Consider the following 15,050-nt stretch of genomic DNA (forward strand, 5'->3'; position numbering starts at 1 on the left):
ATTGCTGCCCGTCCGGTTTCGTGATGATTCGGCAATAAGCTGCCGCTCCGATAGCGACCGCCTGGCGAAAAGACCGGGCCGCCTGTTACGGACGGCTTTCAATGTCGCGGGGAATGCAAAGCGGTCCCCAAACCGGCCGGCGCAGGGGAGCGCCCTTGCACTTGCGGGGCCATCCTAATTGAGCTCGTGGATCGCAACGCCCGGCACAACGGCCCTGGCGATCTCGCACAGGTGCTGATGATGGGTGAGGTAGATCACCTGGCCGGCAGAAGCCATTTCCGCAAATAGTTTGAAAACCTCCTCCGACCGGACATGGTCGAACGTTTCCATGATGTCATCGGCAATGAACGGGACCGACGGTCGAAGCTTCGCGAATTCGTAGTAGCCGGCAAGCCGCAGCGCCAAATAGAGCTGAAATTGTGCGCCCTTCGACAAGGCGTCGGCGATCTTGGACTTGCCGTCGCGTTGCAATGCAATCAAGACCTCGCCGCCTTTGGCAGGCTGGGTTGCCAGCCCCAAATACTGGCCGCGCGTGATCAGCGCGAAGGCGTCCGACGCCCGCGCCATCATTCCGGAGCGATGACGGTCACGATAGAGCCGCAACGCGTTTCCAGCCGACATGACGCCGAGTTTGAGCTCGAGATAACGCACAGCCTTCTCCTCGATCTCGAGCAGGACGGTTCGGCGTTCGGCATCGATCCGGGCAACGGTGCTGTCGCTGCCAATAGCGTCGAGCTTGTCGGATGCTCGGGTCTGCCTAACAAGCTGCTGCTTTATCGCTTCGTCAAGACCCTGAATCCGCTGCTCGTTTTTGGCCTTTTCGACCAGGAGCCTTTCGGGATCGAGAACGCCCAACATCGCAATGGCCTGCTCCAGTCCATCCACCGCGAGTTCAGCGCACAGTTGCTGCTCAAGTCCGATCACAGCCGCGCGAAGCCGATCCCTGTCGCGCAGAACCTCGTCGCGTTCAACGACCTCGGAAAGTGTCGTCACGCCAAAGGCGCTCAGGATCTCGTTTTTGCGACGCTCATGGGCCGAAATCTCAGCATCGAGAGCTTCGCGCGCCTCTTGTGGGCGCTTCATGTCCTCGACAAGGTTTGCTTTCATTTCGCGCGTGCGTTCGGCGCGCTCTAGACGCGCGGCAAGCCGGATCGCCAATTGCTCCGGCTCGTCGTCGCTGGCCGGCTCGCAAGTGGCAACCGCGGCAGCGGCAACTTCGACCACGAAGTTGGCCCTGTCGGCTTCCATCTTCTCGATGCGGAGGCGCATGGCATCCCGCTCCTGCAGGCCTTTGGCGAGTTCGGCCAACTGATCAAGGACGGTGCCGACGCTCGATGCGGGAACCCCGCTCTCGAGCCATGTGCCTTCCAGCGCTTGCGCGATGGCCGCCAGCCACTCCTCCTCGCGCCGCTCCGCCATGCCCACCGAGCGTCGTCGCGCGGCCAGATCCTCTTCCCTGGCGGTCACCATCCTGAGAGCTTCGGCATGTTCGGCATCCACCTTGCGTTGGCGGTCAAGGAAAAGCTCCGCGACGGCCGCTATGGTCTCCAGTCTGTCGCCAGGCTCAGGAACTATGCCGACGCTTCGCAGTGCGCCGTCCAATTCAAGTCGGATACCCTCCTCCTCGTCCGTCGCACGCCCAGCCCTCTTGCGGGCAAGCTCGATCTCCTCCCAAGCCACGAGCGCAACTGCTCGCGCGGCGCCACGGTCTTCGATCAGTTCGATCGCGCGCTCGAGCGATGAGGCGAGGTTGTCAGCGAGAAGCTCTCTTGCGGCGCCACGCATTTCCAAAGACAGAGCCTCCACCGCCGCGTCGGTCCGCTCGAGTTGCTCGCCTATGCGCGCAACATCGGCCGCGGCTCCGGCAAGGCTGCTTGTTGTCGTTCGGATCTCGGCCAGTTCGCGGGCGTCGGACAGCCTGCCGGCGCCAATACTGTCGTCGCGCGCCAACGCCACGGCAAAATCATCCGCTGTCTTGCCTGTGAGTTCGCCCCGGTGCTTTGCCCAGGCCGCGTCCCGATCACGCCTGATGACAGCCGCTGTTTCATCGTCGGCCACATCGGTAGAGGCACGCAACGCGTCAAGCCGCCTCGCGAGCAGGGCATGACTGGCTTCATGTTCGGCAAGGCGTTCGGAAAGCATGGCCCTGGCCTTGCCGAGATCCGCGGCCTGCACCTTCCACGCCCCGATCTGTGCGGCGCTGGGCGCGGTGATGCTGGCTAGCGCTCGCGCACCTGCTGACCACGGCAGAAGGCGCAAGAGCGCTGCTTCCCAGCGAACGGTGCCCCCATCTTGCGCGTCGCGTGCTGCCTTGAGTTCCCTGACGTGGTCGCTCGCCCGCGCTTTTGCCAACGCCGAGGTGAGCCTGGATCTAGCGGGCGCGGGCACGGCCCTTTCCTCGCCAATCTTTTGCCGCGCGGTCTGCAGCGCATCGACGGCTGCCGCGGCCTCGTCGCGGGCGACGCGCACGCTTGTGGCGACGCCGGATCGCTGCTCGATCAAGGCGCGGACAGCCCCAACGGTGGCGGCAGGCAAGAGCAGTGCTGCCGGGTTCGGTTCGGACGACCTGGCCAGGGCGGCAAGGCATGTCGCCACCGCGCTGTCGAGGGTCTGCAGCTCCATCCTTCTGTTGGGAAGGTCAAGGCCCGCCGAAGCATAGCGCACCCTGCTTTCCGCGAGATTGCGGATGCGCTCTGAAATCGCAAGAATCGCCTCGTCCATGTCGACCGCGGCGACCCTTGCTGTCAAACGCTCGATTTCGTCGATGTTGCCGGCGAGCCGTGTTCTCAAGCTCGCGTCGTCATCGATGAGACCGGCCACACTTCCGGTCCAGGTGCGCGACGGCGCCGCGATATCGGGCAGTTCAGCCAGTTGGTCCGTCTGGCGCTCGATCTCCTTCAGGATCGGGAAGGCGCGAAGATACCTGGCAATCGTATCGAGCCGCGCCGACAACACGGAGCGCTCCGTGATGCTGTGCTCATATTTTTCCGTAGCGTCGACACGGTCGGCCTCGAGCGTCTCGAAGGTCGAAGCCAATGTGTCGATGGCGTCCTTCTCAGCCTTCAGCTCGGCGAGGCGCTTCTTGAGCCGTGCCAGGTCGGTCCCGTGCGCCTGCTTCCGGTAGAGCCCGTCCGCCTCGGCGTCGAGCGCGCTCAACATATCGTTGGCTTGCCCGAGCCCGGCACTGGCGGTGAACAGCAGCTTGCCAAGGTCGCCGCGCGACTCCAGGATCGATTTGCCGCCTTCTTCCAGGGTCTCGTCGTTCAACGAGAACATGGTCTGATATGCATCGCGCGACAGACCGGCGAGATGGGCCGTTATCGCCACCTCACTCAAGGGCTGGCCAACCTCGTTGAGCAGCGAGTTGCTGCGCTGTTTCGTGCGCGTAAACGTCTGCTCGGTTCCCGTGAATTCGAGCACGCCCCCGATGCGCATCGCGCCGTACTCGTGCAGGAAATTGTAACGGCTGCGCTCCTCGATGCCGAACAACAGGTCGAGGTAGCCCGAAAGCGCGGTCGACTTGCCGGCCTCGTTCAGGCCGAACACGATATGCAAGTCGGGTCCGGACGCCGGCTTCGGGCCGAAGTCGATCGTACGGTCGGTGAATTTGCCGTAGCGGATAAGGTCAAGGCGGCGCAGCCTCATGGCGACCCACCGGCCTTGAGGCGGGCTGTCACCAGGTCGGCGCCGCCGGCAAGCACCTTGCTGAGAAACAGTTCCAGTCCGGCCTCGTCCTTGCCGGCGAAATCGCGCCCCTCGGCCGGAAGGTCGGCGATCAGCTTCTGGACAAACGCCCTCACCTCGGCACGGAAGGCTTCTGAAGTAGCGTCGGCGCGCATGGATTGGGCTAGTTCGAGAATCGGGTCCGCTGTGCCACGGCTCGTTTCCGCCCTGCGCTCGGCAAGGTCGAGCTCAAGCTTTTCCACCCATATATCGCCCGTCTGTTCCGCGACCTGATTGGCTTCCTCCAGCAACACATCGCGGTCGCGGATCAAGGCCCACGACAGGGGGGACGCTCCGGAAAGGCTGAGCCGGATAACCGCATGGCGGGACCGGACGGAAGTCCGGATGTCTTGCAGAGCGGATCGGATGCGGCCCACTGCCTCCGGCCATTCGACAGTGCCGGTCACGTCAACGTTCACGCGTTCGAACTGCGCGATGCTGGTCAGCCGTTCCTCGATCTCTATCAAGCGGTCGTCGCGGATCGTCACCAGGGTGACGGATTTCTCGCCGGCCTCGTTGATGTCCCTGCCCTGCGGCATTCCCGGCATGACCACCGTGCTTGCATCGGGATGAATGGTGCGCACATGGATATGGCCGAGCGCCCAGTAGTCGAAACCATGCGCGTGCAGATCAGCCAGGTTGCAGGGGGCATAGACATCGTGCCCGGGCGATCCGGCGAGACTGGTGTGCATGATGCCGACATTGACCGCGCCCTCATGGGCGGCCGGATATTTGGGCAGCAAGCTCTCCGGTGCCTTTGGGGTCGCGAAGCTCAATCCATGAAATATGACGTCGAGCCCGCCGGCGGTTTGCTGCACAGACTGGGGACGGCCGCCGAAGATCGTGACGGTGTCGGGAAACACAAGCTGTTTCGATATCCGCGACAGGGCGTCGTGGTTGCCGCGAATCTTGAAGACCCTGATGCCGGCCTGGTGCAGGCGGGACATTTGCGAGGCCAGAAAGCGGGCGGTTTTCATCGACGTCTGATCGCCATCGTAGAGATCGCCCGCAATGACCAGCGCATCGACACGCTCGGCAAGACAGAGATCGACAATCGAGATGAACGCTTGGCGGCTGGCGTCACCGACGAGCTCGGCAAGCTCAGGGTTGCGCAGCGCCAGCGAGCGCAGCGGCGAGTCAAGATGAATGTCGGCGGTGTGTACGAATCGAAATGCCATTCAGGTCTCCAGCCCCTGAACATAGTGATATTCGACTGCGGCTCGATAGATGAATTTCACGACAGGTAGTGGTGCTAGCCGAGCCGTTCTACAGGTCGTGTCTCGGGAGGCGGTTCACCTCGCTATCTCCTGGCCGCAAGATGTCCAAAGCCGTAAGGGGTGGTGACCGCCGCGGCGATGGTGGTAACGTCGTCCAGCGTGTTGCTGGAGGTCGATATCAATTCGAACGTCGCCCCACCATGCAGCCGGCGCAACAACTCTGAGATCGCCAATGTCGCTGCCAACAGCCCTACGAAGGGAACACCGACCGTGCGCGAGGCCAATATGGCAAGCCCGCACTCGTCCATGCCCGCGTTGACGAGTTTTTCGTAGGCCGGCATGTGCGCGACGGATGCGGCGGGGATCGCGACATTCGGCCAAATCGAGCGCGCCGTTCGCGACCCAGGAAACGTATGGACAGAAATGCCGCGGAACCCGTCGGGGCCAGCGCCAAGGCCTGCCTCAACCACAAAGTTGAAATCAGCATCCTCCAATGCCGCGCGCGCTAGCGCATTGTCGACGCCACACAGCGCAACGCCCGGCTCAGCGTTCTCGCGCTTGATCGCCGGACCGAAGCGACGCTCCTCGATGACCGTTTTGAACCCCTGCGCTTCCAGCCATGCGGCGGCAATCCGAGCCTTTTTCGTACCGACGTCGGCGTCAAAAGAGAGCATCGACGTGCTAGCGTTCGAGGTCGCCAAGGTGTCGAAATCCTGGAGGACCAGCTCGACCTCGGCGTGATCCTTGTAGGGCAGCACGGCCAATACCCAGCAGAATGCTTGCCCGAGATTGCCAAGGCCAATGAGCCAGAGGCGCGATGGCAAATAGCTGAGGGCAGGTTCGTCAGCCGACGGTTCACGCCAATCCACACCCGGCCTCCAGAGCGATAGGCCCGCCACGCGCCGACCCGCCATCGGATGATCGCCAGCGTGGAAGCTGAAGACCTCCGTCATAAGGCAAGCCGCCGCTACCAGCGGCGCGAGGGCCATGTGCTCATCATCCGCAAGGCGCAACTGATCGCGCAATGGCGCAACGCCTCCGCGCCAGCCTTCCCAGGTGAGCCGCCATCCGACAACGGTGTTTGGTGGAGCCTCGCCATTCCCGATGACGGCAGCAGGTGCAACGGCATCCGCCGCGTCACAGCACAGGCCGCCCAGATCTGCGATCGCATCACGCAGCGTCGGCGCTGTGCTGAGCGTAGTCAGGTTGTTGCATTCGGGAGCCCCGACTACCCGTACCCCGGCAAGCAGGGTGCGGTGGCCGAGATTGACCAGGGAAAGCAGCGCCACCTGCTTAGCAGCCGAGGCGGCGATGTCGGCGCCGACATGGACATTGAGGCCAAAGCGGCCCAGCATGGCCATCGCTTCCTGATGAGAGGCGGCTGTGCCACGATCCATGAAGTACTTGGCGGTGCGGTGCAGATTATCAGCGCTGAGCGTGTTGGTCATCATTATCCCCAGAAGCCATTGTAGAAGTAGCCGGCGGCATGTGCTTCGGTCCGGTCGAACCACTGATGTCCGCCCCGGTATTCGAAGATGCCCAATCTCGCCTGCTGAACCGGGACGGCGGCGAAGTTCGGTACGATGATCGCAATGTGCCCCTCGCGAGCGACCATCGGATTGGTGCGATCGCTACCACTCTGCAGCGCAACGCCCGGATGCGTATGCACGTCCGCGACGACCGTTAGGCCAAGCGATCGGCAGCGCGCCCACAGCTTGGCGAAGGCATCTCCATGGAGGACGCACACACCCGACGAATACGCGTCGGGATCCAACTCATCATAATAGATTGCCGTGACCGCCCGCCGCCGCTTGCCCGCGATGACGCCGAGGAGAAACACGCCGGATTCGGTGCGCCCGCCACCTCGGCGCCGCAATTCGGCAAGCGTGTTGCCCCACATTTTGCGCGACATCGATAACCGGTGCTCAGGCGCCACGAACGCCCGAATAATCGCCTTGATGGAAAAGGTCATGGAGCTGCTCCAGGTAACAGGTGATGCCGCGTTTTGGATCCCACAGACGGCTCGGATGGTCGGTGATCCAACCGGGATGGCCTTCGATCGAGAGGCGATCGCAGGGCAGGTAGAGGCACCGCCCCTCACGCCACTCCGGGCGGAAGATGGAGGGCACGATGGACCGGCCCGTGGGCCAGTCCTTCGCCGGCAGTGGTCCGTTAGTGCGCAGGTCCCATGGCTGCGCCGTCACCGGCAACTGCCGGTAGCCAGTGCACTCGAAGCGGAATGCGAACTCGGCAGGGCTATTGGGCCGCTGCGGCGCCGTGACCGCGATGATGACGTGCGGCCAGGAGATCATGCCTAGACGCCAGCGCCCATCGATCTCGCCGACCCGGAAGGCAGTGGCCGCCAGATCGGCCTCGAAGAGCAGTCGGTCCGGCGGCACCACACGGTTCATGGCTCAGCCCTCGACGCGCTTCTCGGGGACGAGGTCGAAGCAGACGGCACAGGTCTTGCCGTCCGTCAGTTCGTTGAGCGGCGTATCGCTTGCCGGACGGCGCGTGGTGCCACACATCTGCAGCACATGCTCGTCCGCGTCGTGCGCGCTCAGCTTGAATTTGTCGATCGCCCAGGCCTTGACACGGCGCACGCGTGCGCCCGGGGCGAACTTGTGCGTCGCCGTCTCCGCCAGATAGTTGATCGTCACCTCGATCTTCTTGCATTTGGTGACGTGCACGTGGGAGCCGCGCTTAAGGTCTGTCGCCGGCAAGTTCGGCGTCATCGCGTGTGGTACCTCCGCCTCGTCGATGAAAATCGCGGTGTCGGCGTTGATTGCGATCCCGGCATGTTTGATCGCTTCCAAGAGATCCGCGACGAGCGCGGCCTCCACGATCTCGGTCTCGATGGCCGCGGGCAGTTCACGGCTACGGATGAAGATGGTTTTCGTAGGCATTTTCGGTGCTTCCTTTCTGGGGCGTAAAACCCTCTGAAAGTGAAGCGCCGCGAGCGCGGAAAAATGGGAACTGGCCGGCTAGCCGCCGCAGGTCAAATAGTAGGGGCAGCCTGGGCAACTCCGGCCCGTCTTAGGACCGAAGTCGCCACTCTCGATTCCGGCGATTGCTTCCGAATATCGTTCCAGCAGCTTGCCATCATCCTTCAGCGGCGGAACCATACGTTCACCGGTCCCCAGGTAGTATGCCTCGACCGTGATCCGCCTGCCGGGATAAAGCTGACGGGCACCCAGCCGAAGCAAGGCGTAGATTTCCTTGTCCGATTCCGACTTGGTCTTCTTGCCGGTGCGAACCCTCTGGATCGTCACGCAGCCGTCGGTCGCGATGATGACACGATCGGGGGTAACCGCAACCTTGCGGCCATCGAGGTTGACCAACCATTCCCGCCGGTCGTAGTGACCAGTTTCACCTATGACGGCTTCGGCCATACGCGTGACCATTTGCATCCCGATGGCACGGTAGTATTTCTGAAATGGGTGTTTAATCGGACCGTGTTCGGCCCAATCGGCGGTGAAGTGCGCCAGCGTATCCGCGACCCCAGCCGTAGTGCCTGCCGCGCGCTGGTCCTCAAGCCAGCCGACCGTATCGTAGACACAGGCGTGGAACCGCACATAGGCCGAGCTCTCCGGACCACCAAGAAGCCCATCCTTCACCTTGTAGCCATAGCGCGCAGGGCAGTTGATATAAACCCCGAGAGCATCTTCCCCATAGCTCAGGGCGGGCGCGGTCGCCCGCGCTAGCCCCCGCTTGGCGTGGGCCGCTGGCCCTGCCGCACGGTTTCTGCTGGAAAGCCCTGCAAGGAGCGCGAGAAACTTCGATGGACTGGATTTTCGGGAAGGTGTGTATCGCTCGGCGCGGCTCAATGCGAGGTGATCGCGCGCTCTCGAGAGTGCAACGAAGAATAGTGACTGCTCCTCGTGATCGTGGTCATCCGACGTCATAGCGAGCCGGTCGAGAGAAGGCGGCGGCGGAACGCGCACGGCTTGGCGGTTGCTCGGCATGTACGTCGTGGCGAGGCCCGGCAAATGCACGCCGCGAAATTCCAATCCCTTGCTGCCGTGAATGGTCATGACGCGGACCGCGTCCATGTCGGTCGCTTCCGACGAAATTGCTCTGTACGCCGTATCTTCGTTGAGCGCCTCGATGCGCCGTACGCGAGCCAGAAAGCGTCGCCGGCTTCGCCCGCCAGTGGCCGCGAATTCGACAGCCACCTTCAAGAACTGATAGATTGCAATGAGCTGCTGCTGCGCGGCCGGGTCCTGGCGCAAGAGAATAGGTCGAAGATAGTCACTCCGCTCGAAAAGCCAGGTGGTGAGCATTGTCCAGGGTGAAGAGCGGCGCAACCCCCCTAACTGTCCAGCCAGCCTGGCCAGACCTGCCCCTCCGGCCCCACTGAGACCTGGCACCTCAGCAAGGCGTGCAAGCGCTTCAAAGACGGACACTCCATTTGCGCGGCCCCACTCGATTAACGTGAGCACTTCTTCCCGCAACACGGCGTATTCGGGCAGTGCCGCGACGCGCGCCAGGCCCACCGCGCCACGCTCGGCGTCAAGCGCGAGGAGGGATAGCAAGTCCCGGATCTCAGCGCGCTCAAAGAGGTCGCCAAGATAAAGGAGTGGCACGTTCATCGCCTCAAGGGGCCCCGTAATTCGCGCCAGGGTTAAGTGCGTTCGGGCCAGGATGACCTGGTCCGCGAACGGAATGCCGTTCGCATGAAACTGCGCTATCTGATCGCGGATGCCAGCAGCCTCGTCGCTCACGGTCGGCGCGACTGTGAGTGAAATGCTGCCCGCTTCCGGGCGCTCAACTTTCCATTGGCTGGCTACGCGCATGCCGTCGTTGGCGAAGCGTTGAAAGGCGTCAACGATAGGTTTCGTCGACCGGTAATTTGTATTGAGGGCCAGGCGCGTCCCCTTGAAGTCCGGCACGAAGCGCGCGACGTTCTCCGGCTCCGCGCCGCGGAAACGATAGATCGACTGGCGTGGATCCGCGACGACCCAAAGATTGGGATTGGCGCCGGCGATCGCCTGCAGGAATTTGGCGCTGGCGAAGTTGACGTCCTGGTATTCGTCGACCAGCACGTGTTTGAAGCCCATCACATAGGCGCGCGCATCCGCGTTGTTCTGAATGAGATCGATTGCGAGCCTGATGAGATCTCCGAAGTCGACCGCGTTCGCCAGCAATAAGGCGTGCTCGTAGACTTCATAGATGTGGGCGAACTCCAGCATCTTGTCTGCAGCTTCAAGGTCCTCCTCATCCGAAGCTGTTGCTTTATAATCGACAGCCGCGCGGGCATAGTCAGCCGGCGAGACCAGCTCATCCTTACAGCGTGAAATCGCGCGCAAGACCGGCGCGAGCTCAAAGGCAGGCTCGTACAGATTCTGATAGTAGACGAGGTCCAGCTTCTCAAGGTTGGCTTCCAAGAGTGCGAGCGATGCCGTCTGGTCGAATACCTTCAAGGGAAGCGTGCGGCCAAGGCCTGAGGGCCACTTCTTGAGGAGTTCGAGCCCGAAGGCGTGGAAGGTTCCCACCCACATCTGAATGGATGCTTCCGCATTGGCGGCCGAAAGCCGCTCGCGCATTTCCTCGGCAGCCCGGTTCGAAAAAGTGAGTGCGAGGAATTCGGTCGGCATGACGTTGTTTGCGAGCAAATGCTCGATGCGGCGCACCAGTGTGCGCGTCTTGCCGGTGCCGGGACCAGCATCGAGTAGCAGCGGTCCCTGATCCCACAGCACTGCCCCTTGTTGGCTATCATCGAGCTCGGCTGCATTGACGGGTCGTTGCGGGGGCGGCGGTCGGAGCGGTGGGAGAAGGAGCGCGCGCGCCATTTGGCTGCTGACAAGAGCGGCGGGCAGTCCGAGCGCAGCGGCGATCTCGGATGGGCGGCGGCGTCTTTCGACAAATTCCGTCCTTAACCAGTCCGAGGGGCAAAGGAACTCGCCTGCAAAAACGTCGGCTTGGACCTCCTTGCGCTCGGTCGGCGCGTATCCTTCGACCCGGCCTGCGCCACTATCAATCGGGTCGCCTCCAAGCGCGTGGGCTGTCACACGCACTTCGCTGCGAGTGTCCAAGTGCAGATAGAAATGGCCGAGTTCATGGGCGATCACGACGCGCTCGTCGATAGGATCTTGGCCCTGTGCGACGTTGACGAGTTCTGCGGCCCTGTCGAGGGAACCCAATACCCCTGGGGCCAACGCTACCCTCCGCAGCTCAAGATCCGCCACGTTGAGTGCGCCCGCGACAAGTGCCTCAGCACTCCGATCGCCATTTGCACCCTTAAGTGCTGCCAGATGAACCTCACGGGCTTTCCGCCGAATATCGATCCAGGCTTCCAAAAGCTAATCCTCTTCAAGCCAGTAATGTATTCGCTCTGCCGACATCCCGCTGCTCTCGACAATTTCCCTGTAGCTACGTTGTAAGACCTGCGGTGGCCCGGATGCCTTCGCCTCACCCATGCGCGGATTGGCGAGCGCAAACAAAACTTCTCTGTCGAAGGCCGCTTGATCAATACGCAGCGCATGCATCACCGCGCGCGAAAGCCTTCCGCCCACGGGGGGCCGCATCCAGCCATTGAAGAGGTCCGCCACAACCGCTCGCGCGATCCCGATCTCGGTAGCGATACCCGAAATCCTGGTTCCCGCGCGCGTCAAAAGTTCGAAAAAGCCGACCGCCTGGGAGGGCACTCCACTGTCGGCCTCGGCACTTCGATAGATTATGTTCAGCGCACGGCTATGAGCACGCTGGAGGGTAACTTCGTCGATCTCAACATCTACGTCCGCCTGAGCCGTCCAGTCGCGCGCGATTGCGGCGTGCGCACGAATATCCTCGGCATATTGTGGAAACCGCTTAGTCCATTCGATGATGTCGGCGGCGCTCGGCGCCGGGCAGTCAGTATGGAAGCTGTAGAGGACATCATCTCGATCCTTGCTCATTGTTTTCGCCATTATCATTCTCCCGCTGCGCGCCGCGTCACGGCTCGAACTTGGTTCACGTTCTCGATCAGCAACGCGCGAACCTCCGCGACCCAATGTTCTGCCGTCTTGCGGTCAATTCCTAAAGCCCCCGCGATTGAGACAGTCCCCTTTGTCCCACCGCAGGGAACCTGATCCACGTGAAGCCGAAACGCGAGACGTTTGCGCGGATCGGGGATCTGGGCAAGGGTCCGCTCCATATCTATTGTCTCGGCGAGCTCCTCAACGTTCTGTAGCAACGCCGGGTCTGGTCGTTTGACACCGGCATCCGCAGTATGTTCCTCGATCTCAAACAAGCCATCGGCGCTCTCTTCTAGCGCTGGCCTCAATTCCATTTTACCTGAGATCTCGCCATCGTCGGCCTTGCTGTCATCGTTCGAGTTACGGGCCGCGGGCTTTTTCTCCTCGGGCGGCGGGATCCGCTTCGCCGCCTCCTCCTCGGCGATAGCGTCCTTGAGCCGGAACGTCAGTCGTCCATAGAAGGATTCTCGGTATCCTTTGGCGTCGGCGCAGTTCGGATTGCAGATTGCGGCGAAGAATTCGTCGTAGACGTCGTCGATGATGTCCTGGCCGCTATTCATCTTGTTGGTTCCGACGCGCTTGCGCAGAACCCGCTGCGCCAGATTGGAGAGATAGCTAGCCATATCCTCACGAAGGTGCCGATCCTTGCTGCCGGCATATTGGAAGGCAGCGATGATCGCCTCTGGTGCATAACGACCGAGTTGCCCAGCCTGTGTGATCTTACGCCAACCGATTGCGTCGGTGCACGGCGGCGGCTTCAGCTTGTTCGTTGAGATCACCATCGGCCGAGGCCCTCTTTGACATTATCTCCAGGTGAAGCGGTCCCAGCGGAGAAAAATGGGAAGCGCCCTTCAGAATGTCTTCAACCAGACCAGGCTGAAGCTCGACGATGTCTCAAGTTCGGTTGCATGCCGACCGCAAAAACGCCGGGAAGTCGCGGGATACACCGAAGCCGATTTCTGCTCGATGCAAACCCTATTGCGGTGGAGTGCCAAAGCCTTCCAGTTGCCAACCGCTTCAAGGTCGGGACGATGCGATGGTGCCGCACCGCCTCATGTCCGGCGCCTTCGAATTGAACAATGACAAATGACCTCGAACCGGCTCTACACGCATTCACGAGTCAGCCTGCCAGCGCCGGTAGCGCCCTTCGGGATCGTGGATGCCCGAAAGGCTCGGTTTGGCCCTCAGCGCCCATATCTTCCTGGCCAGCGCTTCGAGATCTGCGGCGTGGTCAGGCCGCCATCCACGCCGGATAGCCCAAGACTTGATATTTGCAGATTGGTCGGAGTGTCCCTTGGTTCGGAGAATGCGCATGATCTCGTTTGCCATCGCCTTGTCGCGAGGATGCCCCAGGCCGGTCGATAGGTTGATCATGCTGGATAGCGTTTCAATCGCGCGCACAAACACAGGGTCGTCGATCAGGGCGGATGGCGGAGCCTGTTGCGCCTGGCCGTGTATGATCGCGCCCCAGCGGGCCACCCAACCATCCGCCGCTGCGGGGATGTCCGGGACGACCACTACGCCAGCGATGTTATTCAGATCATCGACAAAATCGAGGATTCGCGGCTCCGCATAGTAGACCACAACCACCGACTTTCGCGGCGGGTAGCGCCATGTCTTCATGGTTTCAGCATGCAAGCGGCCACCCCCGGACAGTGAGATCGGTCCCTTGGCAAGAGCCTTGACATGGCCAGCACCCAACGACTGGGAAAGACCCGTGTGGCCCAGCTGTTGCTTGGTATGTACTAGTAGGACTATGTCCTGTACCTCCGGTCCAAATTTCTCACAGATCTTCTGGGCATAACCCAGCGCAATGCGAAGCGCTTCGGCGTCTTGGCTATCGACTGGTACGAGGATCCGAATGGGCTTGGTCATGTTTATTCTCTGACTTACTGGAGCTTGCCTTCACCTATGATTCCGTATCTTTTCCTCCTAGCGTGGAATCACCGGAGCTATGAGCATAGCACGTCGCGCGTGACCTGGGTGTTGACGCGGCTATGTCCGCTTCTGGTAGACGGAAATGCTAGTGGAGTGATGGTCACGCATCTCTCTCAAAATTGAGGCTAGAGTTGACAGAGTTGGATTTCGGTTCCTCTCCCTCCAGGGCAGCGTCCCTAAAATTGCGCCCTCGACATCGCCGACGAGCTCCTCGACAAGCCTGTGTGCCGAGGGCCAGGCGACGCGTGACCTTACGGTCAGGTTGCTTGCCAGACTGTATCCGGTTCTGGCCATAGTCCCCCTGGATATGGTCGCGAGCTCTCAAGCCCAAGCGCTCGAGCGCTTGGCAAAGTCGATCAATCCAAAATTCAGCGTCCGGCGTTCCGGCAAGTATGCGACGGTCCGTGTAGCTGCAGGCGCGGTGCACCCATCACTTCGGTGCCCAACGTTTTTCATGGGATCGCAGGGTTGGGCGGCAAAGCTGTCGCGTACGGACCCGGTGGGCTCTGGCTCGAGCTTGCTGCCCTTTGGAGCTGGCGCCGCAAGCTGCTTCGCCGCGGCCAACGTCTTTCGAACCATCTTTGCTTCCCAGCTGACCGGCGCCGAGCTGGACGAGAACATCGACCTCTCTTTGTGCACCTACAACAAGATTGGCGAAATGCACCTCGTTGGGCTCGGCGCGATAGGCCATGGCTCGCTCTGGGCGCTGGCGAGGCAATCCGGTCTGTCGGGGCGCCTGCATGTAGTTGATCACGAAGCTATCGAAGTCTCAAACCTGCAGCGCTACGTGTTGGCAGGTCAGGCGGAGGTCGGCCTCTCTAAGGCGGCCCTTGCAACCAACGCCCTTCGGTCCACCGCCCTTGAAGTCGAGGCGCACCCTATGAAGTGGGCAGAATATGTTGCGCGCCGGGGCGACTGGGTATTCGACCGAGTGGGTGTGGCGCTTGACACCGCCGCCGACCGTCTAGCTGTCCAAGGTGCTCTGCCCCGATGGATCGCGAACGCCTGGACTCAGGAGCAAGATCTAGGCATCTCGCGGCATGGTTTCGATGACGGCCAGGCTTGCCTTTGCTGCATGTACATGCCGACCGGGAAATCCAAGGACGAACACCAACTGGTCGCGGAGGAACTCGGAATGCCGGAAGCACACGATGAGGTAAAACGCTCCTGCAGACCAATACCGGGGTCCCCAATGAGTTCGTAGCTCGGGTGGCTA

Annotated in this window: 11 protein-coding genes; 1 reads left to right on the top strand and 10 read right to left on the bottom strand. The window is 61.7% G+C overall.

The annotated features are described in order from the left end of the window. Positions 1–174 precede the first annotated feature (174 nt). The 10 genes from NKJ90_RS27660 to NKJ90_RS27705 all read right to left on the bottom strand — a co-directional run bounded on the left by NKJ90_RS27660 (position 175) and on the right by NKJ90_RS27705 (position 13,771). Positions 175–3,645 (bottom strand): ATP-binding protein, encoded by a 3,471-nt coding sequence (locus NKJ90_RS27660; RefSeq protein WP_352487279.1) that lies wholly within the window; start codon positions 3,643–3,645, stop codon positions 175–177. Further along, positions 3,642–4,901 (bottom strand): metallophosphoesterase family protein, encoded by a 1,260-nt coding sequence (locus NKJ90_RS27665; RefSeq protein ID WP_352487280.1) that lies wholly within the window; start codon positions 4,899–4,901, stop codon positions 3,642–3,644. The genes NKJ90_RS27660 and NKJ90_RS27665 overlap by 4 nt, the downstream gene beginning before the upstream one ends. A 122-nt stretch (positions 4,902–5,023) precedes the next feature. Next, positions 5,024–6,388: a BilD N-terminal domain-containing protein gene (locus NKJ90_RS27670; RefSeq protein ID WP_352487281.1), complete on the bottom strand. Its 1,365-nt coding sequence runs from the start codon at positions 6,386–6,388 to the stop codon at positions 5,024–5,026. Positions 6,389–6,390: 2 nt separating this feature from the next. After that, positions 6,391–6,912 carry a hypothetical protein gene (locus tag NKJ90_RS27675; RefSeq protein ID WP_352487282.1) on the bottom strand — a complete coding sequence of 174 codons (522 nt, stop codon included), beginning with the start codon at positions 6,910–6,912 and terminating at the stop codon, positions 6,391–6,393. Beyond that, positions 6,866–7,351 (bottom strand): DUF7665 family protein, encoded by a 486-nt coding sequence (locus NKJ90_RS27680; RefSeq protein ID WP_352487284.1) that lies wholly within the window; start codon positions 7,349–7,351, stop codon positions 6,866–6,868. Before NKJ90_RS27680 ends, NKJ90_RS27675 begins: the two co-directional genes overlap by 47 nt. 3 nt (positions 7,352–7,354) lie before the next feature. Further along, positions 7,355–7,846, bottom strand: a complete 492-nt coding sequence (locus NKJ90_RS27685) for a hypothetical protein (RefSeq protein ID WP_023758437.1) — start codon at positions 7,844–7,846, stop codon at positions 7,355–7,357. Between the two features lie 78 nt (positions 7,847–7,924). After that, on the bottom strand, positions 7,925–11,239 hold the full coding sequence (locus NKJ90_RS27690) for a UvrD-helicase domain-containing protein (protein ID WP_352487285.1): 3,315 nt from the start codon (positions 11,237–11,239) through the stop codon (positions 7,925–7,927). Positions 11,240–11,242: 3 nt separating this feature from the next. After that, positions 11,243–11,848, bottom strand: a complete 606-nt coding sequence (locus NKJ90_RS27695; protein ID WP_352487287.1) for a hypothetical protein — start codon at positions 11,846–11,848, stop codon at positions 11,243–11,245. A gap of 2 nt (positions 11,849–11,850) precedes the next feature. Next, entirely contained in the window at positions 11,851–12,678 is an 828-nt protein-coding gene (locus NKJ90_RS27700) for a hypothetical protein (protein ID WP_352487288.1), read from the bottom strand. Between the two features lie 331 nt (positions 12,679–13,009). After that, on the bottom strand, positions 13,010–13,771 hold the full coding sequence (locus NKJ90_RS27705; protein WP_352487290.1) for a DUF1889 family protein: 762 nt from the start codon (positions 13,769–13,771) through the stop codon (positions 13,010–13,012). A 325-nt stretch (positions 13,772–14,096) separates the two neighbouring features. On the opposite strand from NKJ90_RS27705, the gene NKJ90_RS27710 reads away from it, so the two are divergent. Then, positions 14,097–15,038, top strand: coding sequence for an E2 ligase fold family C protein (locus NKJ90_RS27710; RefSeq protein ID WP_352487291.1), 942 nt, complete (start codon positions 14,097–14,099; stop codon positions 15,036–15,038). Positions 15,039–15,050: the final 12 nt, after the last annotated feature.

Origin of the sequence: Mesorhizobium sp. M0051 (genome assembly GCF_040323235.1) — a bacterium.
Taxonomy (GTDB): Bacteria; Pseudomonadota; Alphaproteobacteria; order Rhizobiales; family Rhizobiaceae; genus Mesorhizobium.

Excerpts from the sequence above, each read along its gene's own strand:
- NKJ90_RS27705 (WP_352487290.1), bottom strand. The coding sequence starts at position 13,771 with ATGACCAAGCCCATTCGGATCCTCGTACCAGTCGATAGCCAAGACGCC.
- NKJ90_RS27675 (WP_352487282.1), bottom strand. The coding sequence starts at position 6,912 with ATGACCTTTTCCATCAAGGCGATTATTCGGGCGTTCGTGGCGCCTGAG.
- NKJ90_RS27680 (WP_352487284.1), bottom strand. The coding sequence starts at position 7,351 with ATGAACCGTGTGGTGCCGCCGGACCGACTGCTCTTCGAGGCCGATCTG.
- NKJ90_RS27685 (WP_023758437.1), bottom strand. The coding sequence starts at position 7,846 with ATGCCTACGAAAACCATCTTCATCCGTAGCCGTGAACTGCCCGCGGCC.
- NKJ90_RS27660 (WP_352487279.1), bottom strand. The coding sequence starts at position 3,645 with ATGAGGCTGCGCCGCCTTGACCTTATCCGCTACGGCAAATTCACCGAC.
- NKJ90_RS27700 (WP_352487288.1), bottom strand. The coding sequence starts at position 12,678 with ATGGTGATCTCAACGAACAAGCTGAAGCCGCCGCCGTGCACCGACGCA.
- NKJ90_RS27670 (WP_352487281.1), bottom strand. The coding sequence starts at position 6,388 with ATGACCAACACGCTCAGCGCTGATAATCTGCACCGCACCGCCAAGTAC.
- NKJ90_RS27665 (WP_352487280.1), bottom strand. The coding sequence starts at position 4,901 with ATGGCATTTCGATTCGTACACACCGCCGACATTCATCTTGACTCGCCG.
- NKJ90_RS27695 (WP_352487287.1), bottom strand. The coding sequence starts at position 11,848 with ATGGCGAAAACAATGAGCAAGGATCGAGATGATGTCCTCTACAGCTTC.